This is a genomic window from Anaerobium acetethylicum, from assembly GCF_900096945.1.
Taxonomy (GTDB): domain Bacteria; phylum Bacillota; class Clostridia; order Lachnospirales; family Lachnospiraceae; genus Anaerobium; species Anaerobium acetethylicum.
The window spans coordinates 70,120-93,677 of sequence record NZ_FMKA01000013.1; the positions used below are offsets into that span (position 1 = coordinate 70,120).

At 34.8% G+C, this 23,558-nt stretch carries 22 protein-coding genes; all 22 read left to right on the plus strand.

What is annotated here, in order from left to right:
• Positions 1-61 precede the first annotated feature (61 nt).
• The 22 genes from BJR36_RS11205 to BJR36_RS11300 all read left to right on the plus strand — a co-directional run bounded on the left by BJR36_RS11205 (position 62) and on the right by BJR36_RS11300 (position 23,516).
• The gene (locus BJR36_RS11205; RefSeq protein WP_091234181.1) at positions 62-1,696 is read left to right on the plus strand and encodes an NlpC/P60 family protein; all 1,635 of its coding nucleotides are present in this window, start codon (positions 62-64) and stop codon (positions 1,694-1,696) included.
• A gap of 55 nt (positions 1,697-1,751) precedes the next feature.
• Positions 1,752-2,627: a DUF6017 domain-containing protein gene (locus tag BJR36_RS11210; protein WP_091234184.1), complete on the plus strand. Its 876-nt coding sequence runs from the start codon at positions 1,752-1,754 to the stop codon at positions 2,625-2,627.
• 796 nt (positions 2,628-3,423) lie between these two features.
• Positions 3,424-3,648, plus strand: coding sequence for a helix-turn-helix domain-containing protein (locus BJR36_RS11215; protein ID WP_091234186.1), 225 nt, complete (start codon positions 3,424-3,426; stop codon positions 3,646-3,648).
• Positions 3,635-4,519, plus strand: a complete 885-nt coding sequence (locus BJR36_RS11220) for a DUF4007 family protein (RefSeq protein ID WP_091234188.1) — start codon at positions 3,635-3,637, stop codon at positions 4,517-4,519. Before BJR36_RS11215 ends, BJR36_RS11220 begins: the two co-directional genes overlap by 14 nt.
• A 68-nt stretch (positions 4,520-4,587) precedes the next feature.
• A complete protein-coding gene (locus tag BJR36_RS11225) occupies positions 4,588-8,052 on the plus strand; it encodes a hypothetical protein (RefSeq protein ID WP_169823668.1) in 3,465 nt (1,154 codons plus the stop codon).
• A 10-nt stretch (positions 8,053-8,062) separates the two neighbouring features.
• A complete protein-coding gene (locus tag BJR36_RS11230) occupies positions 8,063-9,682 on the plus strand; it encodes a phosphoadenosine phosphosulfate reductase domain-containing protein (RefSeq protein WP_091234193.1) in 1,620 nt (539 codons plus the stop codon).
• Positions 9,682-10,803, plus strand: a complete 1,122-nt coding sequence (locus tag BJR36_RS11235) for an aminotransferase class V-fold PLP-dependent enzyme (protein ID WP_091234196.1) — start codon at positions 9,682-9,684, stop codon at positions 10,801-10,803. Before BJR36_RS11230 ends, BJR36_RS11235 begins: the two co-directional genes overlap by 1 nt.
• Positions 10,790-10,996 (plus strand): putative Se/S carrier protein, encoded by a 207-nt coding sequence (locus BJR36_RS11240; protein ID WP_091234197.1) that lies wholly within the window; start codon positions 10,790-10,792, stop codon positions 10,994-10,996. The genes BJR36_RS11235 and BJR36_RS11240 overlap by 14 nt, the downstream gene beginning before the upstream one ends.
• A gap of 21 nt (positions 10,997-11,017) precedes the next feature.
• Complete coding sequence (locus BJR36_RS11245) at positions 11,018-13,186, plus strand: DEAD/DEAH box helicase family protein (RefSeq protein ID WP_091234200.1); 2,169 nt, start codon at positions 11,018-11,020, stop codon at positions 13,184-13,186.
• Entirely contained in the window at positions 13,167-13,316 is a 150-nt protein-coding gene (locus tag BJR36_RS20320; protein WP_169823670.1) for a hypothetical protein, read from the plus strand. Before BJR36_RS11245 ends, BJR36_RS20320 begins: the two co-directional genes overlap by 20 nt.
• Positions 13,313-15,316, plus strand: coding sequence for an AAA family ATPase (locus BJR36_RS11250; RefSeq protein ID WP_091234202.1), 2,004 nt, complete (start codon positions 13,313-13,315; stop codon positions 15,314-15,316). The genes BJR36_RS20320 and BJR36_RS11250 overlap by 4 nt, the downstream gene beginning before the upstream one ends.
• A 16-nt stretch (positions 15,317-15,332) precedes the next feature.
• A complete protein-coding gene (locus BJR36_RS11255) occupies positions 15,333-15,887 on the plus strand; it encodes a hypothetical protein (RefSeq protein ID WP_091234204.1) in 555 nt (184 codons plus the stop codon).
• A gap of 8 nt (positions 15,888-15,895) precedes the next feature.
• Complete coding sequence (locus tag BJR36_RS11260; protein WP_139133542.1) at positions 15,896-16,888, plus strand: hypothetical protein; 993 nt, start codon at positions 15,896-15,898, stop codon at positions 16,886-16,888.
• A gap of 2 nt (positions 16,889-16,890) precedes the next feature.
• Positions 16,891-17,793, plus strand: a complete 903-nt coding sequence (locus tag BJR36_RS11265; RefSeq protein WP_091234211.1) for a hypothetical protein — start codon at positions 16,891-16,893, stop codon at positions 17,791-17,793.
• A gap of 13 nt (positions 17,794-17,806) precedes the next feature.
• Positions 17,807-18,166 carry a hypothetical protein gene (locus BJR36_RS11270; RefSeq protein WP_091234214.1) on the plus strand — a complete coding sequence of 120 codons (360 nt, stop codon included), beginning with the start codon at positions 17,807-17,809 and terminating at the stop codon, positions 18,164-18,166.
• 481 nt (positions 18,167-18,647) lie between these two features.
• The gene (locus tag BJR36_RS11275; RefSeq protein ID WP_139133543.1) at positions 18,648-19,070 is read left to right on the plus strand and encodes a hypothetical protein; all 423 of its coding nucleotides are present in this window, start codon (positions 18,648-18,650) and stop codon (positions 19,068-19,070) included.
• Between the two features lie 173 nt (positions 19,071-19,243).
• Positions 19,244-19,702 (plus strand): hypothetical protein, encoded by a 459-nt coding sequence (locus BJR36_RS11280; RefSeq protein ID WP_091234220.1) that lies wholly within the window; start codon positions 19,244-19,246, stop codon positions 19,700-19,702.
• A gap of 440 nt (positions 19,703-20,142) precedes the next feature.
• On the plus strand, positions 20,143-20,346 hold the full coding sequence (locus BJR36_RS21150) for a DUF1643 domain-containing protein (protein WP_139133547.1): 204 nt from the start codon (positions 20,143-20,145) through the stop codon (positions 20,344-20,346).
• A complete protein-coding gene (locus BJR36_RS11285) occupies positions 20,318-21,472 on the plus strand; it encodes a plasmid pRiA4b ORF-3 family protein (RefSeq protein ID WP_139133544.1) in 1,155 nt (384 codons plus the stop codon). Before BJR36_RS21150 ends, BJR36_RS11285 begins: the two co-directional genes overlap by 29 nt.
• A gap of 55 nt (positions 21,473-21,527) precedes the next feature.
• Positions 21,528-21,947 carry a DUF6508 domain-containing protein gene (locus tag BJR36_RS11290; RefSeq protein WP_091234226.1) on the plus strand — a complete coding sequence of 140 codons (420 nt, stop codon included), beginning with the start codon at positions 21,528-21,530 and terminating at the stop codon, positions 21,945-21,947.
• Positions 21,948-22,216: 269 nt separating this feature from the next.
• Complete coding sequence (locus BJR36_RS11295) at positions 22,217-22,939, plus strand: DUF4230 domain-containing protein (RefSeq protein ID WP_091234228.1); 723 nt, start codon at positions 22,217-22,219, stop codon at positions 22,937-22,939.
• Positions 22,932-23,516: a hypothetical protein gene (locus BJR36_RS11300; RefSeq protein WP_091234231.1), complete on the plus strand. Its 585-nt coding sequence runs from the start codon at positions 22,932-22,934 to the stop codon at positions 23,514-23,516. Before BJR36_RS11295 ends, BJR36_RS11300 begins: the two co-directional genes overlap by 8 nt.
• The last annotated feature ends 42 nt before the right edge of the window (positions 23,517-23,558 follow it).

Consider the following 23,558-nt stretch of genomic DNA (forward strand, 5'->3'; position numbering starts at 1 on the left):
TTGCCGGAGTGAGAATCATTTTTGCAAAGGTATTCCTGTGTTTTACGAGGAGATAGAGAGCATGAAAATAAAGAAAGCCAAAGAAAAAGCGATGGAAATCCACAGAAAAAAGAGGCCCAGATTCCATATAAAAAGAAAGGCGGCATTGGCTGCGGCAGCAGCTGGGAAGAAAGCTGGAAAGGCTGCTTCAGAGCAGGTGGAAGGCAGCGAGACACTCCGGGACGCCCTGTCGGTTATCGGTGTTACATCCAGACCCCTGAGACACGTTTCAGGTTACGGCATTAAGAATTTCCGCAAAAGGGCTGCAAGGGAGAAACAGGCGAAACGGTCGGAGAGAGCGGATTCGGCAGGAAGAACTGGCAGGACGTCAGGAGAAAAGCAAACGAGCTATTCTCAAGACAGGAAAGGGAGCAAAACGAGATCAGGCAAAGAGACAGCAAAGACGGAATCAGGCACAGGAATAAGCCTTAAGGCGAATAAGACTAACTATAAGAGAAGCATCAGGAACAGGATGATACATTATCACATCAATAAGCAGAAGCAGAAAGAAAAACAAGAAAACAATGGGACGAAAGGAAGTACGCTGATAAGCCTAGGGGCTTCAAAGGCGGCAGGGTATCTTGCTACCAAAGTTGGCAGCGGGGTCTTCATTTTTCTTATTTTGATTGCCGCTGCATGCCTTCCAGCAGTCCTCGTCATCGCAGTCGTATACCATTCACCAATGGCTATATTTTTTCCACCCCCTGAAGAAGGCGACACAGCAATAACAGTGCTCTCTTCCTATTTCTCCGAATTCCATCGGGAGGTGGAGTCAGAGAGGAACAGCTACAGCGGATATGACCGAAGCGAGATTGTGTATCTGAACTTTGAAGGAGATTCCGCAGCGCCTGACAATTATTATGACGTGCTGGCAGTTTATCTCGTGAAATACGGAATCGGAGAGCCCGCTACAGTCATGAATGATGCCACAAAAGCCAATCTGAAAAAGGTATTTGAAGACATGAATGCTTACAGCATCTCAAGCGGGACGGTTATGGAGCTGGATGCGGAGAGGAATCCTATCATGCAGTTGGTCAAGTATGTGACTGTCACGAAGAAGACATATCGGGAAATGATTCCGCTTTACGGATTCAATACAGACGAAGCAGCGCTGATTGAAGAATTAATGGATCCTGAAAATCTTGCTGTACTTGGAGAAGTCCAGGGTGGAAGCAGCAGGGGAGGCATTACGGAACTGACATATGAGCAAAGAGAGGCGCTCATGGCAAATCTTGAAGCAGAAGCGGCCGGGAGCGAAGCGGTCCTGTTTGCCATAGATAAGCTTGGACTGCCTTATAGCCAGGAAATGAGGGACAGTGGAAGCTTCTACGACTGCAGCTCCCTTGCATTCTATTCGTGGTATGCCCAAGGGGTGAATCTGACCTATGAAGGTGCAAATACTGCAGCCCAGGAGGCAAAATGGTGCGCCGACAAAGGATACACAGTTTCCTATGACGAAATGAGACCAGGAGACCTGATATTCTACAGCTTCGGGAGCAATGGTCGATTCATGGATATAGGGCATGTGGCAATCTACTGCGGGAACGGAATGCTGGTAGATGCATCCTACAGCCAGGGCAGAGTGGTGTATCGGGCGATTTACAGCAAAGAAAATATCGTAATGGTAGGAAGACCAGGAGGGATTGTTCAGGACTAGAACTTGATGACTGAATGGTTAAATGTATTTGGGGATGAAAGGGAGGAATAAAGAGATGGCTGTTTTCAGAGTTGGAAAATCAAAGAACTATACGGTGATGTCAAACCATCACTTGAGAAATAAGAACCTGTCACTTAAGGCGAAAGGACTCCTTACGCTGATGCTGAGCCTGCCGGACAGTTGGGATTACACCACAAAAGGCCTGGCGGCTATCTGCAAAGAGGGAGTTGATGGAATTGGCGCTGCCTTGAATGAGCTGGAGAATCAGGGATATCTGATTCGTGAGCGGAAGAGGAACAGCAAAGGGCAGCTGACAATAGTCGAATATACGATTCTGGAAGAGCCTGTTTCGGCAGATGCAGAACAGGAAAAGCCAGAACTGGAAATACCTAAACTCGACAATCCAGAACAGGGAAAGCCAGTGCAGGACGAGCCAGTACAGGAAAAACCTGAACTGGTAAATCCGGTACAATTAAGTACTAAAGAATTAAGTACTAAAGAATTAAATAAAGAGTTAAATAAAAATCTATCAATCAATCAAGAGAAAAAGGAAAACGAGATCGATAAGATGGATGAGACTGCTGTGTATAAAAAAATCATCAAAGAAAACATCGAATATGAAATCCTGTGTCAGAGATATCATGCCAACCGGGTGGATGAGATTGTTGAATTGATGCTGGATGTGGTATGCGGTGAACGGAAGGTGATCCGTATTAGCGGGGCTGATTATCCGAAAGATTTTGTAAAGGGGCGGTTATTGAAACTGGACAGCTCACGTGTCGAATATGCGTTTGAATGTTTGGATAAGAATACGTGTAAGGTGCATAATATTAGGGCATATTTGCTGGCAACACTTTATAATGCTGCTGTGACAATGGATGGGTATTATAGGGCGGAGGTGAGGCATGATATGTATGGGGTGTTGGGGTAGCGAGTGATGATAATTAGTGGATTGTTAAAGAAGTACAAATTACTGAAGCTGTAAGAAATACGTTGATAGGCAATCGCGCTATAACCAAGAAAATCTTTGCTACTTACTTAAGCAGATGTGTAATAAAATTTAGTATGATGTTCTGAACAGCATTAAAAGGCCGCTTGCGAGACGGGAAACTTGTTTACAAAACGGGAAGGTCGCTTTAAATTTCACTAATTTTTACATAAAATCTGCTATTTATTACATAAAGTCTGCTATTTAATACAATGTTGGATTTGAGCTTCATTTTTGCTATATGATTAAAATATTAAAAAATTTTAAAATTTGCAATCGAAATAGACAAAGACAAAAAAATCAACAGTCAAGAATTTGCAGAAGTTTTGCTTAACAAGTATCAACAATTTTCTGATCTCAATTATCCGGGTAATCTTCTTTGAGGTAGTACAATGATTTTTAAAAGCAATGTTTGCTGATGAAATCTTTAGCAATACTGTATATGATTTCTTTGATTTTGAAACCCAATAGGTTATTAGAGCATAGAATAATTCATTATCGGGAATTGTTTAATCAGGCGGAGCTAAAGAACTTAAAGTGTAACGTAGAAACTGAATTAGTTTTTCGCTTTACAAAAATGCTTACAAAACTGGATTATTATTAACAGGGAAATGTTGTTTATTATGATAAAGGGAATCTTTAGAAAAGTAAAGATTTTAATGGGATAAAAGGAGGATTTATGCTATACTATTTACTAAATGTTATTAATGTGTTATAGACGTAGAAAGGTGTATATAGTATGGCTGTTTCATATAACGGATTATGGAAAATCCTAATTGACAAAAACCTACAGAAAAAAGATTTAACAGAGCAATTGAACATTAGTTCTACAACCATTGCTAAAATGGGAAAAGAAGAACAAGTCTCAATGAATGTATTAGAACGTATATGTACATATCTGGATTGCAATATTGGTGACATTATGAGATTTGAGAAAGAGGAGAAGAGCAATGGTAGTAAATAAACATGGTAGCTTCTATATGAGAAGTGGCTGGGGAACAAAAATTATTCGAGCGGTTGAAGCGGATGATATGATTTTTACACCAAGTAAGGAACAGGATGCGATAGACAATGTTGGTCTGGGTAGAATTATGATAAAAGCATTGAGATATTGGTCAGAGGCAATGCAACTAACTGAAGAAGAAAAAACTCAAGGTGGAATCAAATTAATTCCAGAACCAATTTATGACGAAATTAAGCAATATGATTTGTATTTTCAGAGGCAAGGTTCTCTGCTTTTAATGCACAGAAACCTGGCACTAAATAAAGAGAATGCAACTGCATGGTATTGGATGTTTAATGAATATTCTGCAAACAGCTTTACAAAAACTCAATTTGTTGAGGGTTTCCATGCATATTTGGCAGTAAATGGAATGAAGATAAAAAAAGATGCTGTTGAAAAAGAATTCAATTGTTTGAAAAACACATATATTGGCGATAGCAATTTCGATAAAAAAAGCATTATGGATGAGGATACATATCCATTTCTTGCTCCGTTAAAAATACTTCAAACTAAAGGTAAGACAATTATTGAGAAAAGATTGCTGACAGAGAAAGAAATACCATTGGAAATATTAATTTATGCAATTGCAATGGACAACTTTATAGCCAGTAAAAATGGAAATCAGGTTAATATTGACAGGTTAATGGAAGGTAAGAATCAGGTCGGTAAGTATTTTAATTTAAAGTATTCTAGACTTTTAGATATGTTAATGGAAGCAGAAAATAAGAAGTACATCAACTTAAATAATAATTTTGGAAATAGATTTATCGAGTTTAATGGATATGACTACAAAAGCTTGATAAAAAAATATTACACTGATAAGGAACGATAAATATGAGTTATAGAAGTTTGGTAACAAAAAAGAGACAATATAAATACTCGGCGAATATTTGCTTTGATATGAAAGATGAAGAAAAGCTGGCTGATTTTATTCCTAATATCACAACAACGGAGATTCTTCGTGAGTATTTAATGGGGATAATCAATCAAAATGCTAAAATGCATTCACGAATTCTTTATGGTTCATATGGAACAGGCAAGTCACATCTTTTAACTGTGTTAAGCGACTTATTAGGACACATTAATACAGATGGAAAAGGACTAAAAGAGTTTTTAAACGCAATTTCAAAATATGATAAATCCTTAGCAAAAGATATTCAGAGATTTGTTGAAGAAGAAAAACCATATTTAGTTGTACCTATCTACGCTAATTTTGATGCGTTCGATAAGTGTATCACTTTCTCTTTGAAAAAAGAATTGGAACGAAATAAAATCAACATATGTTTCAAAAGCTACTTTGATGATGCTTTGATTCTAATTAACAAGTGGAAAAATGGGGAAGATTCAGTTAAAAGATTAGAAGAGATTTGTGCTTCAAACGATGTGAATTTAGATGAATTATGCAGAGGGTTAGAAAGCTATGATTCAACTAGTGAAAAAAGCTTTGCAATGATTTTTAAAGCAATGACCTTTGGTGCAGAATTTGTCAGTGAAGCAGGAAATTTATTAGATAATATTACTCTGGCAAATGACCTGATAAAAGATGATTACAGAGGTATTGTTTTTGTCTTTGATGAGTTTGGAAGATACATAGAGGATGCAGGAGAAAATATTCGTGTTAAGGATGTTCAGGACATAGCAGAGTTTTGTGATCATTCTGATTATGATGATTATTTGATATTGGTTTCACATAAGCAGCTTTCGCTCTACACAGATAAAATGAAAAAGTCATTAAGCGATGAGTGGAAGAAGATTGAGGGTAGATTCAAGTCAACATCAATAAATATTAAATATGATCAGTGCTTATCATTAATTCCTCATATTATTCCAAAAACTAAAATTTGGAATGGATTTAAGAAAAAGTTTCAAGCTGAGTTAAATGAAATATACAATCAGGCATATGATTTTAAGGGATTTTTAATACCGCCCGAAGTGGAAAACGTCAATCCGTTTGAAGGTGGATTTCCATTACATCCAATCACGTTGTATGCATTGGATAGATTATCAAAAAAGGTAGCTCAGAATGAAAGAACATTCTTTACATATCTTGCGAGCGATGAGGATAATTCTTTATTCACGCAGTTAGAAAAGATGGATGAGAATGAATTCCATTTTGTGGGATTGGATGCAATATATGACTATTTTGAAGAGAATATCTGCTCATATAGAACGGGTGAAGCAAGGGATATTTATAAGAAGTATCAGTTTGCTATAAATAAATTGGGCAATACTGAAGAAAATTCATTAGAAATTAAAATATTAAAAGTGATAGCGGTAATCTATATTATCGGGGATGCAGGTACACTGGCGGCTGAAGAAAATACAATTGTTGATGTGATTGATGATAATAAAAAATACATTCAAGCTGCAATTAATAATTTAGAGAAGCGCAAGATTATAAAGTACATGCGTCAGTACGGGTATTATGATTTCCTTGATAGCAGTATATATGACTTTGATACAATGATAGAAGAGAGAATTCCTTCAATAACTGATGAGGCTGCAGTTTCAATATTAAATGAAGAGTTCTCAAATTTTGTAATGTACCCATATGATTATAATTATGTGTTTCACATGAACCGAATTTTTCTGCCAGTATTTGCGCAAAAGAGTGACTTCAGTAAAAAAACTTTTATACGAATGGCACCAAAATATTATGATGGGATAGCAGCATTTGTTCTAGATTCACAATTTGAACTAAAAGATTACGAAAACTCTGAGAATATTCCTGAGCGTACACTTTTGATTGTAAATCAAAATGCAACAGAGATACTGAATGAGATTAAGCGATATGTAGCAACAAAATATTTTTTTTCTATAAGAGAAGAACTGATGCGAGATGATCCTACAGTTGAAAAGGAACTAACACTTTATTTGGATGAACAAAGAGGAATTGTAGAAGAGATCATTTCCAGATGGAAAAATATTGATGATAAAGGAATCTCTGTTATTGCACATGGTAGAAAATATGATGTGAATAGAGGCAGTGATTTATGCCAGATTGCATCAGAAATTATGATGAATAGTTATCCAGATACGATAATTGTTAACAATGATTTGATAAATAAGAATTTTATTTCAGGAGCAATTAAGCAAGCGCGAGGAAAAGCTCTTTCATATATTATGAATGATAAGAATATTTTAGATAACTGTTCATTGCTTTCGCCGGAACATTCAGTATTACGTTCTGTCTTATCTAAAAATGGAATTTATCCAGATGATACCGCTGGAGTGATTAATAAATTACCATCAGGAAGGGATGCTGGAGAACTAGTCAAACTTGAACTAGATAAATTTTTAGAGCGCTGTGTTAAGGGACAAGTGTCCTTCTTTGAATTGTATGACAAATTGAAAAAGCCACCATATGGTTTGAGAGATGGCTATATACCTGTACTTTTAGCATATGAATTGAAACAGTATGAAAATATTTCAATATATTTTCATGGTTCTGAGCATGATTACTGCGAAGATGAATTGCTTAAGGCACTTGAGAATCCTGAAGATTATAATCTTTACATCTGTGATTGGACACAAGAACAATTAAAATATATTTGTGGTCTTGAAGAAATATTTAGCAAATATATAGATAAATCTGCAAAAAATAGATTAAAAGAACTATTTGCAGCTATGAATAAGCATTTTGTAGCCATATCCAAAGCTGCAAGAACTACTGAAAGATATGTTTCGGACGGGGCAAAGCATTATAGAGAAATTATGAGTGTTACCTATAAAGATTATAATAGATTTTTCTTTGAAACACTGCCAAATTTGAATGGAGACATGCAGGAGTTAGTTTTCTTAATTAAAAATGTTATATTTGAATTAGAAAATGTGATCAATTTGCAGATAGATACGCTAGAAAAAGCTATACGCACAGTGTTGGACATAGATAGTGAAACATCTATCGCTGGAGAATTAACTAGAGTATATGAAGCTGATTGGAAGGAAAAACGGTTTAAATCATTTGATTTTCAGACAAGCGTAGTGCTAGACTTTTTAGGAAACATGAATCCAAATATGCGTGATGACGATGCTATACAAGAGCTTGGAAAGATAGTAACTGGATTTGAAATAGAATATTGGAATGATTCAAAAGTTGAAGATTTTTATGAGGCTTTTTCAAAAATGGTGGCGCAGCTTAATAATTATGTGGTGCAGGATACGGTTGGTAGTGATGAAATCAAGATTACTATTAGTACCGGTGATGAAGAAGAAAAAATCACGCAATTTAATAAAACCGAATTATCAGCAAATAGTCAAATGATGTTTAATAAAATGAAAGCAACGATTGAAAATTTTGGGGAATCGATAAGTTATGAGGAAAAGATGCAGGTATTAACAAGACTGTTTTCTGAAATTATGTAAGGATGGAGATATGAAAATGATCTACTGGTGCGATAAATGCAAGGAACCAGTGTTTGACAAAAAGTCACACGAACTTTCTTGTAGTGGAAGGTTGAAAAAGTTGTCAGAAGGATCAATCTGCAATCCTGTATTTTTACAAGAACGTAAATTACTAAGCAAAATTGTGGGTAGAGATTTAACTGACAAACAAATATGGTATTTTGGCTCCAGTAGATATCTGTTCGATGGAGAGGTACAAAGAATATCATATGTGGAATGGTATAAAAATAATGAACATCTAAAGTATGCGGAGGAATTACGAAATGATATAGAAGTTGAACGTGATTATTCCGCATATATGGGTGTTGTAAAAGCAAATGAAGCATATATTAAAGGTCTGGTTTTTGAGGCAGAGAAATATGTGCTTGATACTTATACAGAATTTTCAACAGGCAAATATGAAGATAATAAGTATATACCGACAGTTTCATTTTCTGGAGGTAAAGATTCAACTGTAGTAAGCAGAATTGTAAGAGATGCGCTTCAAGATAATACGGTTATTCATTTCTTTGGTGATACAACTCTTGAATTTAGAGAAACATATGAGTATGTAACTCAAAAGTTTAAACAAGAAAATCGGATGGTTCCAATGATACCAAGTGAAACAGAAAATGATTTCTTTAAATTAGCTAAAGTATTCGGACCACCAAGTCAACATGAGCGATGGTGTTGTACAATTTTTAAAACAAGTAATTTAAATAAGGAATTAGAGAACTTGCCAGGAAATAGTCTTTCATTTCTTGGAATTCGTCATAGCGAGTCGTTAGCACGTAAAGGATATGAAAGAACACAAGAGCATTCGAAGATTTCATCACAGATAAATGCAATGCCAATAATTGAATGGACTGATTATGATGTGTGGCTTTATATTTTATATAAGAATTTGATAATAAATGACTGTTATCAGTATGGTTATAAAAGAGTAGGATGTTGGTGTTGTCCTAATAACTCGGATTGGTCAATGATGTTGACAGAAATATACTATCCGGATGATATGCAGAAATGGAAAGAAATGGTTTATGCTTTCGCAATAAAAACTGGAAAGACAGATCCGGATGATTATTATAAAGAAGGAAGATGGAAAACAAGAAGGGGTGCAAGTGGCTTAAAAGTAAAGAATGTTACGATTATGGATACAGCTTGCAATCTTTCTGATACGGCGAGAAATATCATTATTGACAAGAAATTAAATATCGATGTTTTGGAATTGCTTAAACCGTTTGGCGATCTAAAAATAGTTGAGAAAAAAGATGCAACATATATTCAGGTGTATGATAATGACAAAACTGGAGAATATCGAAAGTGCTTTGAACTTATTATTACCTATGGTACAAATGTTATAAAAGTTCTTCCAGAAGAAAGAATTGATGTAACAAATTTGGTAAACAGAATTAAATGTCAAATGCGAAAATATCAGTTTTGTATCCGGTGCTCAGCATGCGATTCGGTTTGTCCACATGGAGCTATAGATACCATTCATGGAAAATATAAAATAGATGAAGCAAAATGTCAGCATTGTAAAAAATGCATTGCCAAGTTCTATAATGGATGTATTATATGTGACAAAGTTGCAGGAAAGAAGGAAAGTTAATGATTTACTTTGATAATGCCGCGACAACTAAATATAAACCTGAAGAAGTATATAAGGCATTTGAATATTATGTGAGAGAAGTGGGAGTAAGTCCTGGAAGAGGAAGTTATCAACTGGGAATTGAAGCGTCTAGAATGCTTTATAAGACCAGGAAAAAAATAGCCAATTATTTCGGAATGGATAATGCCAATGTGCTTTTTACAAAGAATTCTACTGAAGCAATTAATTTATTTTTTGAGGGTTATTTAAAACAAAATGATCATGTAATTATTACCTGTTATGAACACAATTCAGTTTTACGTCCATTACATAAATTACATGAAGAAGGCAGAATCACATATTCTGTTATTACCAGGGAAGATCTAAATCTTTCTCCAGATGAAATAGTTAAGAAATACGCAAAAGGTAATACAAAGCTGTTTTGCACAACTTTAGCAAGCAACTTAACTGGGAGAATTGTTTATTCCAAAGATTTACTGAAGCATATGAAGGATAAAGGTATTACCACCTTTGTTGATTCATCTCAAGGAGCTGGAAAAATTAAAATTTCAATAACTTCTGATAGTATCGATTATCTTTCATTTACAGGTCATAAAGATCTTATGGCATTGCCGGGAGTAGGTGGACTCTGTTGTAAAAATAAACCGGATTGGAAACCATTGATTCAAGGAGGTACAGGGATTTTGGGAGATTCCTATATAAATCCTGATGTTTTTCCAGAAGGATATGAAGCGGGGACACTTAATATGCCAGCAATATGGTCGTTAAACAGTGCAATTGGTTATTGTATTGATAATTTTACGGTAATTCAAGATAAGGAACATGCACTGATGCGGTACCTGTTATCGGAGTTGGAAAAACTGAGTAATGTTATTATTTATGATAAGAACTTTGAACGTGTAAGTACAGTAGGTATAAATGTAGCTGGAGTTCAATCAAGTGAAGTAGTTAAGGTTTTGGATAAAAACGGTGTATGTAGTCGTGGTGGAATCCACTGCGCTATTTTAGCACATGAAGCATTAGGAACAGTCGAAACGGGAGTTGTTAGATTCAGTTTAAATTACCTGAATTCGATGGAGGAAATTGACACATTAATTAATGTGTTGAATGATTGTAGGTGAGAATATGCATATAGTGTTTTACAGTACTAGCGATGTTTTTGAAGCAGAAGAAAAGATTAAAGAAGCTGGAATAGAATGCAAAATTGTTCCAACACCTGTTACAGATAAAGCGTATTGCGGAGTATGTATACAGATCAATGAGTATGATGTAACGAAGGTATTGAATGGTATGGAGTTCCAAATTGTAGACTAACATGGAAGCGGAGGTGATGGGATGTCATTCACAGAATTGTCTTTATTAAAACATTATAAGACTTATAAAAACAATATAGTGAGAGAATTCTACACCCCGGTATTGCAAGAGGCTGTTTTATACCAAAGGTCTGTTGGATTTTTTTCATCAACAGCCTTGATTGAATTGTCAAAGGGATTATCGGGGATTGTAAAAAATGGAGGAAAGATACAGTTTATTGTATCTCCATATTTAAGCAAAGAAGATGTAGAGGCAATCAATAAAGGATATGAGGAAAAAAAAATTATAGAAGATGCTTTATTAAGAGAGTATAAGGAACCGGAAAATTACTTTCAAGAAGAGAGGTTGAATTTGTTGGCTCATCTTATTGAAAAAGGTCATCTTGAAATAAAGGTTGCATTTACGCCACCAAATAAGTCTACAGGGATGTACCATGAAAAAGTCGGAATCGTTGAAGATAAAGACGGTAATAAAATAGTATTTACTGGATCACTGAACGAGACAATAAATGCATTTTATAATAATTATGAATCAATTGTTGTGTTTACTTCTTGGGAAGAATCCAAGCAGTATGCAGAAGAGATGAAAGAAGATTTTGATCTTTTATGGAACAACAATGATGAAAATCTTGAAATAATAGAATTTCCAGATGTGATTAAAGAACGAATAAAAGTAAACCGTAAAGAATCGGTTAATTATAATATAGATGAAGAAGAAAAAATTGAAGAAGTTAAGTTAAAAAAAGGAATACCACATATTCCTGATGGATTTGAACTAAGAAACTATCAAAAGGAAGCAATCGACAAGTGGGCTGCACAAGATTATCAAGGAATATTTGATATGGCAACAGGTACAGGTAAGACATATACAGGGCTTGGTGCAGCAGCAAGGTTGTACGAGGATAAAGGCAGATTAGCAATTATTATTGTGTGTCCTTACCAGCATTTAGTTGAACAATGGGTTGAAGATATTGAGCTTTTCAATTTGAACCCAATAATCGGATATTCAGCATCTAAGCAAAAAAATTGGAAAAAACGCTTAGAAGATGATATCTTTGATTATTCCATTGGGGTAATTGATACACTTTGCTTTGTAACAACAAATGCTACATATTCGTCAAAATTTGTTACGGAGCAAATGAGTAATCTTGGAAAAGATACTTTATTGCTTGTTGATGAGGCGCATAACTTTGGTTCTAATACATTACGGAATAAGTTATACCCTTCAATAGATTATAGATTGGCATTATCAGCAACACTAGATAGACATGGAGATGAAGAAGGTACTGACTGCCTAAAAATGTATTTTGGAAACAAATGTATTGAATACAACTTGAAACGTGCGATAGACGAAGGAAAACTAACACCTTACTATTATCACCCGCTAGTTGTTTATCTTGATGAAGACGAGATTGAAGATTATAAAGATATTTCATATAAAATATCAAAAGAGTGTCACGCGGACAAGAAAGGAAAAATCAAGATTACAGAAAGAGGGAAAATGCTTTTGCTACAAAGAGCCAGAATAGTTGCAGGAGCAAAGAATAAACTAACAGAATTACGGAATATCATGGAAGACTATAGAGATGCTACGCACATTCTTGTATATTGTGGTGCAACACGTGTAAGAGATTTCGAATCTGATGAGGAAGAAAATATCAGAGATGATGATGGTGAAAGACAAATTGTTGCCGTATCAAAGATATTAGGCAATGAGTTGGGAATGAAAGTAACACACTTTACATCCAACGAATCTGCTGCAGAGAGAGAACTGATTAAGAGAAAGTTTGCTATGGCAGATCCCTATCAAGCTATAGTAGCAATTAAATGTCTGGATGAAGGCGTAAATATACCAAGTATAAAAACTGCATTTATTTTAGCGAGTACAACAAATCCAAAAGAATATATTCAGCGTAGAGGAAGAGTTTTAAGACTAGCAAAGGACAAACCATATGCAGTGATATATGATTTTATAACTTTAGTAAAGCCGTTGGATGAAGCAAATGAATTTAGTGTTGATTATAATTGTGAAAGAGCACTTGCAAAACGTGAACTAGCCAGAATTAAAGAATTTGGAGAAATATCTCTTAATTCTAGAGATTCAGATGAATTAATAAATGACATTGAAATTGCATATAGAATCACCACAGATGATTTGGAGGAGGATATTGATGGAACAGAATTTGGATGAAAAAAAATTAGATACGATCAAATTGCGTATTCTAGAAATGGAAACAGACAATATTGTAAGGAAAGAATCGAATCCTGCAATGGAAGAAAAGATTAAGAATATGATAATGAAGGAGGTAGAAAAGAAATGATCATTAATAAGTTGGAAATGTATAATTTTAGACAGTATATCGGTTACCAGAAAATTGAATTTTCTACTGATCCTGATAAAAATGTTACAGTTTTAATTGGTGTAAATACATCTGGTAAAACCACTATTGTTAGAGCGTTTGAATGGTGTCTTTATGGAAAAAATGGTTTTGAAGATCCTATTCTTTTGAATAGCGACATTCGCGACAATATGCAGGTTGGTGATATTCAGGATGTCTGGGTGGCGGTAACATTTACACATGATGAAAAGGTTTATACAATCAAAAAAATATTTAAATATCTTTGTAATGAAAGAATTTCAGATGGAGGTAAGTGGAATGTGACACTAAATAAAAAGCCGGAAGAGATTCTTTCTTTAGAGTATCTGCAAAGTGATGGACAAACCAAAACTCCTATTGATCAATCCAATATTAGTGAATCAATGGATCGAGTGTTACCTAAAGATTTAGCAGATTACTTCTTCTTTGGTGGTGAGCGTATTTCTGGAATTGCTAACAGAACAGATTTATCAAAAGCAGTACGAGGATTAATGAGACTGGATGTTCTTGAAAACGCAAGTACACATTTATCTAAAGTAGTAAAGAGCTTTGAGAATAGCATAGATACATCTGGAGATGCTAACGCCCAGAAAGCAAAAGACAGTCTGGGAACATATATGAAAAAGAGAGAACAGGTAGTAGATGAGAAAAATAATGCAGAAAAGCAAATGGAGTACTGGAAATCCAAAGAAGCTGAGTTTAATGCACAGCTTGCAAAAAGTAATATTGATCAGGTAAAACAAGCGAAAAAAGAGCGTGATAGGATAGAATCAACTTTATGTTCTGAAAAATCCAAACTTGAACGTGCTAAGAAGGATATGGTGAATTATTTCAGTGATCCAAAATTTAGAGCGTTTGCTTATTTTGGTATGCCTGCAATAAATGAAGTGTTAAGGTCATTGGATTTGCTCAAGGGAACAAAACAAAATGTAGAATGTGTACCTGATATGGAACAAGGGGCTATAGATTTTCTTGTTAAAAGAGGCCATTGTATCTGTGGAACAAAATTGGATAAGGGGACTATTCCTTATGAAAAAGTTATGGAAGAAAGACGGATATTACCACCAGAAGTATTAAGTTCAGCGGTTCAAACATACAAATCAAAGGCTGAAGGATATCTTGCAGGAACAGAAGATTATAAGAGCAACATGGAAGAAAAATATAAAGATATTCGACATATTGTAAGGAGAATTGGTGGATTAACAGATGATTTAGAAAAACAATCAGAATTGATATTGGATGATACAGATGCAAAGAAAATAGAAGCGGATAGAAAAGATGCACATACAAAATATATAGAGGCAAAGCAGGATTATGATTCACTTGTTGCAAGTATTGGTGGATGTGATACAAACATAAAGAACTGTGAGATGGCAATAGATAAATATGCAAAAAGTAGTACAAAAAATACAAGAGTGGCAAGATTCATTTCGTACTCACAAAAAGTATACGATTGGCTCCTTGAAACATATAAAGGAAAAGAAGAAATTGTCAGAGAACAATTGCAGATTCGCGTAAATGATAACTTTAAGAAAATGTATCATGGTGAGAGGTCAATAGTGATTGATGATAAATATCGTGTTAAATACAGTGATATTACTACAGAGGAATCTGATGGGTTAAAAGCAGTTAAGAGTTTTGCATTTATTGCAAGCCTTGTTTCAATGGCGAAAGATAAAATCTTGGATGATGCAGATATGAAGTTAGGACAAGTTTATCCACTTGTAATGGATGCTCCTTTTTCAAACGTAGATGAAATACATATTGATAATATCTGTAAAATATTACCACAAACAGCCAATCAGGTAATTATGGCTATCATGCAGAAAGATTGGGAATACGCTTCGAATAACTTAAACCAGCATGTTGGTAAAAGCTATAAAATCGAAAAAGACAAAGATGCAGATGGTAAAGAAATTGATACATCTACACATTTCAGATAGACCGGGAGGAAGAAATATGTTTGACAGTAGCTTTAGAATCACAGGGAAACATGCGAATTACTGGAAAGATTTATGTGAATTGGCGGGAAATGTACCAGATAGAGATCAACATAATAATTTTAAAATATTTAATGCATACATAGATGCTTATATACTATGTCCTATGATTGGATATCAGTATAATAGAAAAGGTGTAATAGATAATTCGGTTAGTGGCGAAGCGGGCATGATAGCAGATGTATTTAAAGAAAGGCGCGCACAGTTAAAATTTATATATCAAACATTGATGTTGTTAGATGTTGATTCGGAACCTGATTTAGAAAAAAGAGTTTATAGAGCCTTTACATTTGCAGAAAGTACAAAGGAAGAGAAACAATTTATTAGTGATAATATGAAAATTTATAATTCGTATTTTTTGGGTGGATTAGAAGTGCTGCATGAAGAGTTTGTGGATCAGTGTATTGATCAAGAAAGCTATTTAAAACAGATATTTGATTATGTAAGACATTTTGATGAAGAACAAGATGGAGATGCGTTAAAAGAAGGAATCGACAAATATATTAATAAGTGATGGTGCCTATGAAAAATGTATTGGAAAACTGGACAACCACAACGGATGAATTGTTATCAAATATCATAGATTATACTTCAGAAGAAATTACATGTCTCCTAAGCAGTATGGGTCTGATTGGAATTCGAGACAAAGGTCAAATAGAAGATCTTGAGAAATACATATTCTTGCATGGTAATGATCAAGAGATATATTCTTCTGATGAACGATTATTTATAGAAGGTGTTGGTTCGGTATATTTATATAATGATGTTAATAGAAGAACTAATAAAGGAATAGTATCAACAAAAATCATCGCAGTAGATTTATCTCGTTTTGTGGACGCTGTTAAGAGCTGCTTCTTTTTTATGAAAGTTGTAAATAAAGCAACTGATGGTTTTAATATCTTTTTTTGCAAAACTTCGGAAGGGTTGTTCGTGGGATGTAGATTATATGACAAGGATGAGTTCAAAAATTGTACTTTGTCAGTTCCAATTACGACAAATCTGGAATTGGAAAATTTGTCACAAAGATTAATGTATCTTCCGGATACAGATGAATTTATTTCATATTATAGTGCAGTAGTAGAAGCTATTGAATACAAAGAAAGCATTATACGGGATTATGATCTAGAGATAATGCTGAAACGGGGTGTTAATTTTTCGTATTTAGACATGCTATCAGAGATTGAAAAGAATTATGATATAAACCTGGATTATGCCAAAGAAATGTATTATAAATCATTCGAATTAAATCAATGTAATGATATAGTATATGATTATTCCTCTGTTATGGATTCACTAAGATTTATCAAGTCGCAGAAAATGAATACTCTGGAAATGTTGTTTGAGGCAGAAGAAATGGCATTACTTGCGAATGAAACAGAACAACAAAATAAACAAATCCTACAGTTGACTAATGAATCCAATGATAGTGACACTTCAAAAGAAAATATGCTCAAGGAACATTTAGATAATCCAGAACTTATGATTAAGATTTTGAAAGCACAGAGAGGATTATAGACATGGGATATGATTTGAAAGAAGGCTTTTACGATAAAAGAACATTATCAAACGATGAAATGTGGAAAACAGTTAATTGGTTATTTTCCACACATTCGGTTAATGAAACAAGTTATAAATTTCTGTTCTTTAAAGCAATAATCGATAGTTTTAATAAAATAGATGAATATGGAAGAATATCTTTGGGAGTATTATTTTTGAGGATTATAGAACTATCATGGAATATAATTTTAAAATATGGAATTAGACAAAAGGCTATTACGATTGATAAGAAAGAGTGTGTGCTTGAACAAATCTTACATGAATATTCTATGATTAGTCTTAATGGAAACTATATATCATGGGATGAAATTGCTCAGTGTGATCGTGATAAAATATGCAATACTGTAAAATCAAAATGTAAAAGATATGTTGTTGGAGCATTATTTGATGATATGAATGGCTTATTCTATTCCTTTAATAAAAAAGAAGAATGGATAGAACCTAATCCGATTATGGTAGAATTTATAAATGAACACAAGAGTATTGTTGAAAATCTAAATTACTATAAATGGGCAAAATTTTATAGTAAAGTAAATGTTGCTGATGTTGAGAGAAATTTATCATTTCTTTTGGAAAACGGTTTTGCAAGAAGAAATGAATCAATATATAGAGCAATGCTTGCTTATGAATTTGAAAGACTTGTTGACAATATGAAAACATTAGATTTATCGAATACTATTGAAGTGTTATTGACTTTTGAAAATCAAAATAAGTGTGCTTTAGATAATGAATTAGCTGATACCACAGAAGCAGAATATGAAGATGAGATGTATGATTCGTTTGATAAAATGAGAGAATACTTAAAAGATCCGATTCTTCTGATAAATAATATGAAGAAGAAAAAGATTCAAAATCTGGGATAGAGCGGTGGTAATTATGAGCGAAAGCAAAAATCAGAAAAAATGGGATAGAGATGAAGTTGTTGTACTTGTAGCAGAATATTTCAGAACAAAGAATATGATTCCGAAGGAAATCGATGATAATTATCGAAGAATTAGTAGCATTCTGAGAAAAAGAGAATCTGAGATAAGTGGGAATACTTTTTCAGATGTTTTTAGAAACTACAGTGGAATTCGAATGCAGTCAGGAAGAATTCGTTGTCTAGACCCAGAATCAAAGTATAATGGCATGATCGTGACAAAGATTCAGAAAGAGATTGTAGATGAATTCATGCAGAACCCGGAGAAAATATATAAAGAAGCCAAAGCAATAATTGCTAAATATGAACACATTTAGTGTCGCTGAATTCAAAAAGTAAATTCTAGTGCAGGATTAAATTTCACCACCATTGAAGGTTAAATTTAATCCTGCACTAGTGGATAACATAGTTCTTTGTAACGAAACTCCTGTTGATTTATAAGTAAAACTGACCCAGTACTGCACTCACAATAGTAACAAACGGAAAAACCAATCCTAAAAAGTAAGAATTATGGTGGCAATATGGTCATTGAATTGGGAAAAGCATTCTTAGGATATGGATGAGAAATATTGTATAATTAATACGTGAGGTAGTAAATGACAATGTTATTTGAAATGCCAGAAGGAACAGACGTTATAGAACTTAGAAAAAGAACTAACAAGCTGTTTTGAATAAAAAAATGCAAGAAGCAGAAGTAAGTCTACGAATTGCTCTACATTATATCCAGTCGGGCAACAGGGCAAAACTAATGAAGATGTAGAAGTTGCAATTGATGGTGCCCAAATTAAAACGGGAAATATGATGCATTTTGATATAGAGAAATTCTTTGTTGATGCCGGATTAACAAGAATAAGCACTGAAGACTCTTGGCGTGGCACATATAGTATAGCTGGTTATGCTCCGAGAATTGTCATTCATTCATACCCTGGTGTGGGTGATGTGGTCATTAGAAGACCTGACAATCAGGTGCTATATGTAGAAAGCAAAAAAGGTAACCTGTCGAAAGGGAAAGTATCAACAGAGTATGGATTGATGAGAGAAGCAATCGGTCAATTGATGACCTGTGAAAGATATAGCAATTTTACTGAGTTAGCTGTCGCAGTCCCGCATTCTGATAAGAGTAAGGAATTGGCAACGAGATGGAGTCGTTTGCCTCAAATTAAGAACAGTGGGATTAGATTTCTATTGGTCAATGAAGCGGGAAATGTATTAAAGATATAGAAGTTGTGGATGAATCTTATAACTTTATAGTTTGACGATATAAAAGAAAAGGCAAGTGATTGCATATAGATTAATTCAAAACTCAACATTAAAGATTGCAATCATTGAAAATGGAAATCTGGGAAATTGCAGAAATATAGCAAAAGTAACAGAGAGTGATGGGAGGAATTATTTTGAAGAAAAATCAAGAAATGCATGCCGAGTCTGGTCTGGAGAGTTCCGAAAAACCAGGTTCTGTTGGATCAGGTTATGAAAAGATATCATACAATGTGATAAAAGCCGTAAAAGCATCAGTCGGCGGATATTTTGGCGGTTATTACAATGCAGAAATTGATTTGATCAACCTCAAAGTAGTCTGGACCCATGGTGGTAACGATATGGAAGAAGTATCAATTTACAAAACGATAAGGAAAGCCACTGCAGTAAAGTTTATTGAACAGATGCAAGAAGCCGATCTGTTGGCCTGGGAGGATAAATACATAGAACCTGGAATTTGCGACGGGACCCAATGGAGCATAGAGATAATCTGCGACTCGGGCACCATAGAGAAACATGGAGACAATAAGTTTCCAAAGAAATGGGAGGTCTTTTGCAATGCAATAAAGAAAATTACTGGAAAAAAGTTCGAATAAATTCAGGTGATATACAATGGGACTTGTCAACAACGGCCTGGAGGCAGCTATCTTTATACGCTTAAAAACGTTTAAACCGTTAAAATCTACCTTTCAAAACCAGTTATTACAAATTATATGTTATTTTTGTCATAATCATACTAATTATCCGAATCATGGGTTATAATATAAGCAGGTATTTTATAGACAAAATAAACGGAAGTTTAGGACACGAAGGGGTAGAAAACTCTTGGCATAGGTGATAAATGGACACTGTTTTGTTTTAGCAGTGTCCATTTATTTATCTATTTTTCGTGTGATTTGTTGAACACATATGAACTGGATTGTTTTTTGCAAGACATTTTTGTAGGTAATTGCAAAACATTTTTGTAGGTTGTTGCACCTACATTTTGTAGGTAATTGCAACTTCCTACATTTTCATTTTACAATAAACAAACTGGATCTATGAAAAGAACAAAGATAACACCAGCCGGTATGTACTCGGTACCGTTGGATTAACCCCACTGATTTGCGTCGGGGTTAATCCCAGTATTGCAGAGCTGGGAATGCTAGATAATACGTTGAAATCAGTTGTCAGAATAAGCAAGGCAAAGGGTGCGAATTCGGATTACAGATATGAGCATAAAACCCGGAAACAGAAATGAAGTATTTGATAAGGGAGTGAAAAATATGCAAATTGCATTGACTAAAAAACTAGCGGATGCCCTGGAAGAAAAGATTCCAGCCATCGACGGATCCATTAATCCTCTGTTTACATGGACAGCAAATTGGACCAAGGTATGGGATAATCGTAGAACAGAGGATATGCTAGTCCTGGTAAATAACGCTACACGCTTCACAGTAGCGATTTATCAGGTTAAGCGGAAAGAACTGAAAAATGTTGAGAAAATGATGAAGGCTGCTATTGTAAACACGCTTCTTTCAATGAATCTAAATCCTGAGCTTGTAAATGAATATATGCGACTGGCGGGTGAATTGGAGTTTGTGCGAAACAACAACAGACAAACAGCAGCCTGGGTGACACGAGCAGGACTGGAATGCGCCTTTCATGTTGGACGAGAATATAATGGCATTCAGAAAATGTACTGTGATACAGTGGGAGCTTCATCAAATTATAGAATCGTCAACTATTCCGGCAACACAAATGACAGTTTCTATCCATATAAAGCGATGGTTGATGCATTGACAGAACTAACGGGCATGCAGGCATACAAATGTCGTGCATTTGAACTGAGGGTAAGCCTTGATCTGGAAGTATATAAGGCAGAGCGGAAGGTCATCGTTCCTGCTGACTTGGAATTTGCCCGATTTCACAAGGTATTACAGTATGTTTTTCACTGGAAGAACTACCACCTGTATGATTTCGCTATTATTGATGAAAAGACTAAAAAAACGGTAGTTAGGTTGGTTCCTACTGAGGAAGGTCTGGAGTACGATCAAAGTGCTGTATTGATGGAAGGACATACCTTGGCAGAATTTTTACCAGAGCATAAGCAAATGCTATATACCTATGACATGGGGGATAACTGGGAACATATCATTCAGCTGATTCGAGTAATTGAAGAATATGACGGTGAGCTCCCGTATCTACTGGAAGCAAGTGGACAAACACCACCGGAAGATGTTGGTGGTGTAGGTGGTTTTGTAAACTTCAGAGAGATCATGCTAAATCCTGAACATCCTGAATACGCAGAAATGAAAGCGTGGTCGAGGTATTGGACGCCGGAACTCAGAGAATGGGAAAGAAATCCCAAGGTCATTCACTTATGAGTTTGGATTTTTATGATGTTATCTGGTATTAACGATACCGCTGAGGAGGACGAGGATGAGTAACTTTGATATTTTGACAAAATACATATCTATGATCCAGTCGGGTAGCATTGGTGAATGGATTATCGATATAGAAAACGATGGGACGCCAGAGCATCCGGTACAGATGCCTTTTGTGGATTACTCGGAAATTGTCTGCAACTTCATCAAGGACGTTTATATTTTTGAAGAAAGAAACAAAGGTATGGAGCTTACTTGCTATGGTGACATTCTAAAAGATAACGGGATTGAATGGGGCACGGAATCTATGAAGAATGCTGACGTTTCAATATTAAATGAACAGTGTGTGCTCGCGCTTATTATGGGTGCTGTCAGAGCAGAGCGCTTTTGCGATGGGGCATTATTAGATTTCTTTAAGAGTGGATCTATATTGAAATTGCTTGAAAAATTAAACAGTATTGACCAGGAGTTATAGTTGGATATAAACAAAATCAGAAACCAATCATATGATGAGCTACATGCCTTATATTAGAGCTTCTCACATAGCCACAACATTTGAAAACCAACAATCAATACTGCGCGTATTTTTCGGGAATATTACCGAAAACGATATATTGGGGATTAGTTTTCTGGGTTTTGGCAACAGTCATGTTCTGAGATTTCCGCTTCATATAAGGATTTATAGAACACAATCAAAATGGCGATGAACTATATACGAGACGAAAATAGGGGGACATAAAAGATATGAAATTCAGCAACCGAAATGTTGGCGGTGACAGAAAAACCACAGTGGAAAATGGAAGTGATTTACCATCGGGCTTTTACAAATTTAAATTTAACCAAATCAGTTTTATAGTAGTTGCAGCTATTCTGGTTATTGTCCTGTGCACTTTTATATTCAAGGATAAGATTGTAGACATATTTTCTTTTTTTACAACTAAAAACAATACATTTTCTTATGTGCTTGGCAGTTTTGAAGACATAGAAAGGCTGTATGTATTGGAAAATAATGTTGCAGATGTTTATGAATACACGGATAGTGACAAGAAAAGGACCTATATATTAAGGTTTTCAGTGAATGTTTATTACGATCTCAGTGATATTAGAAGTGAAAAAAGAGAAGATGGTTCATATCTTATAACTATACCGGAGCCAATGTTTGAGGGAGCACTGATAAATGATGATACTATATATACAGAGGAAAAGAAAATAGAAGAGTCTGAAAATAAAGATGAAGAGAGTAACGATGAGTACGGGATTGAAATTTTCAGTGAATCTACATCATTGTTTGGAAGTAAGTTTCAGCAGGGAGATGACCGCAAATTTGCTGAAGGCAAAATAAATGAGTATAAAGAAAGTAATAAAGAAAAAATAAAGGAAGATGCAGAAGAGAATTTCAAAGAAAAGCTTAAGGATCTACAGCTTTTGTACAATGATTCCACTAGAGTAGAGGTGGCCTATGAATAAATCACGTAAACCTAAATATATGATATTTGCAATTGTGGCTGCACTTGTTTTGTGGGGTCTGTGTCTGATAAGTATACACAATGAAATTGTTTTAAATAAGGAAAAGAGCAAAATCACCATGGTTCAGGCGGTTGATAAAAGTATCGAGATTTCTAACGAGAGGTATGATTATACTGATATTGTTACAAATTATAATGCAGAATGGTTAGGCGGTATAAAGTCTGAAAAAATGCTGGTGAAGTTTTCAGGATCGATAGTAGCAGCCTGTAAACTGAAAGATGTGAAGATAAAAAAAGATAAGGTTGAGGTTGTTCTAAGTAAAGCATTTATAAAGAGTAATACTGTTAAGGATATAGAAAAGACTAGTTATAAAAAGTCTCTAGGCTTCCTGGAGTGGTCGGACACAAATGATAACACGCTGGATAACCACCTTGTAGAGCAGGAAAAACAGAAGATTGAAAGCAGGGTCAGCCAGGAACTTTTAGCAAAAGTTGAGGATAGATCAAAAGAAACGATAAGTATGGCATTGGAAAACCTTGAAATAAGACAGAAAAAAATTAAAATTTCTTTCGAATAAGAAATTTTAGGACTTCTGGGACTTGGAGGCTTTTGGCAAGAT

What these genes read in the sequence shown, in the direction of transcription:
- BJR36_RS11205 (WP_091234181.1), top strand. Translation starts at nt 62, where the DNA reads ATGAAAATAAAGAAAGCCAAAGAAAAAGCGATGGAAATCCACAGAAAA.
- BJR36_RS11210 (WP_091234184.1), top strand. Translation starts at nt 1,752, where the DNA reads ATGGCTGTTTTCAGAGTTGGAAAATCAAAGAACTATACGGTGATGTCA.
- BJR36_RS11215 (WP_091234186.1), top strand. Translation starts at nt 3,424, where the DNA reads ATGGCTGTTTCATATAACGGATTATGGAAAATCCTAATTGACAAAAAC.
- BJR36_RS11220 (WP_091234188.1), top strand. Translation starts at nt 3,635, where the DNA reads ATGGTAGTAAATAAACATGGTAGCTTCTATATGAGAAGTGGCTGGGGA.
- BJR36_RS11225 (WP_169823668.1), top strand. Translation starts at nt 4,588, where the DNA reads ATGAAAGATGAAGAAAAGCTGGCTGATTTTATTCCTAATATCACAACA.
- BJR36_RS11230 (WP_091234193.1), top strand. Translation starts at nt 8,063, where the DNA reads ATGAAAATGATCTACTGGTGCGATAAATGCAAGGAACCAGTGTTTGAC.
- BJR36_RS11235 (WP_091234196.1), top strand. Translation starts at nt 9,682, where the DNA reads ATGATTTACTTTGATAATGCCGCGACAACTAAATATAAACCTGAAGAA.
- BJR36_RS11240 (WP_091234197.1), top strand. Translation starts at nt 10,790, where the DNA reads ATGATTGTAGGTGAGAATATGCATATAGTGTTTTACAGTACTAGCGAT.
- BJR36_RS11245 (WP_091234200.1), top strand. Translation starts at nt 11,018, where the DNA reads ATGTCATTCACAGAATTGTCTTTATTAAAACATTATAAGACTTATAAA.
- BJR36_RS20320 (WP_169823670.1), top strand. Translation starts at nt 13,167, where the DNA reads ATGGAACAGAATTTGGATGAAAAAAAATTAGATACGATCAAATTGCGT.
- BJR36_RS11250 (WP_091234202.1), top strand. Translation starts at nt 13,313, where the DNA reads ATGATCATTAATAAGTTGGAAATGTATAATTTTAGACAGTATATCGGT.
- BJR36_RS11255 (WP_091234204.1), top strand. Translation starts at nt 15,333, where the DNA reads ATGTTTGACAGTAGCTTTAGAATCACAGGGAAACATGCGAATTACTGG.
- BJR36_RS11260 (WP_139133542.1), top strand. Translation starts at nt 15,896, where the DNA reads ATGAAAAATGTATTGGAAAACTGGACAACCACAACGGATGAATTGTTA.
- BJR36_RS11265 (WP_091234211.1), top strand. Translation starts at nt 16,891, where the DNA reads ATGGGATATGATTTGAAAGAAGGCTTTTACGATAAAAGAACATTATCA.
- BJR36_RS11270 (WP_091234214.1), top strand. Translation starts at nt 17,807, where the DNA reads ATGAGCGAAAGCAAAAATCAGAAAAAATGGGATAGAGATGAAGTTGTT.
- BJR36_RS11275 (WP_139133543.1), top strand. Translation starts at nt 18,648, where the DNA reads ATGATGCATTTTGATATAGAGAAATTCTTTGTTGATGCCGGATTAACA.
- BJR36_RS11285 (WP_139133544.1), top strand. Translation starts at nt 20,318, where the DNA reads ATGAGCATAAAACCCGGAAACAGAAATGAAGTATTTGATAAGGGAGTG.
- BJR36_RS11290 (WP_091234226.1), top strand. Translation starts at nt 21,528, where the DNA reads ATGAGTAACTTTGATATTTTGACAAAATACATATCTATGATCCAGTCG.
- BJR36_RS11295 (WP_091234228.1), top strand. Translation starts at nt 22,217, where the DNA reads ATGAAATTCAGCAACCGAAATGTTGGCGGTGACAGAAAAACCACAGTG.
- BJR36_RS11300 (WP_091234231.1), top strand. Translation starts at nt 22,932, where the DNA reads ATGAATAAATCACGTAAACCTAAATATATGATATTTGCAATTGTGGCT.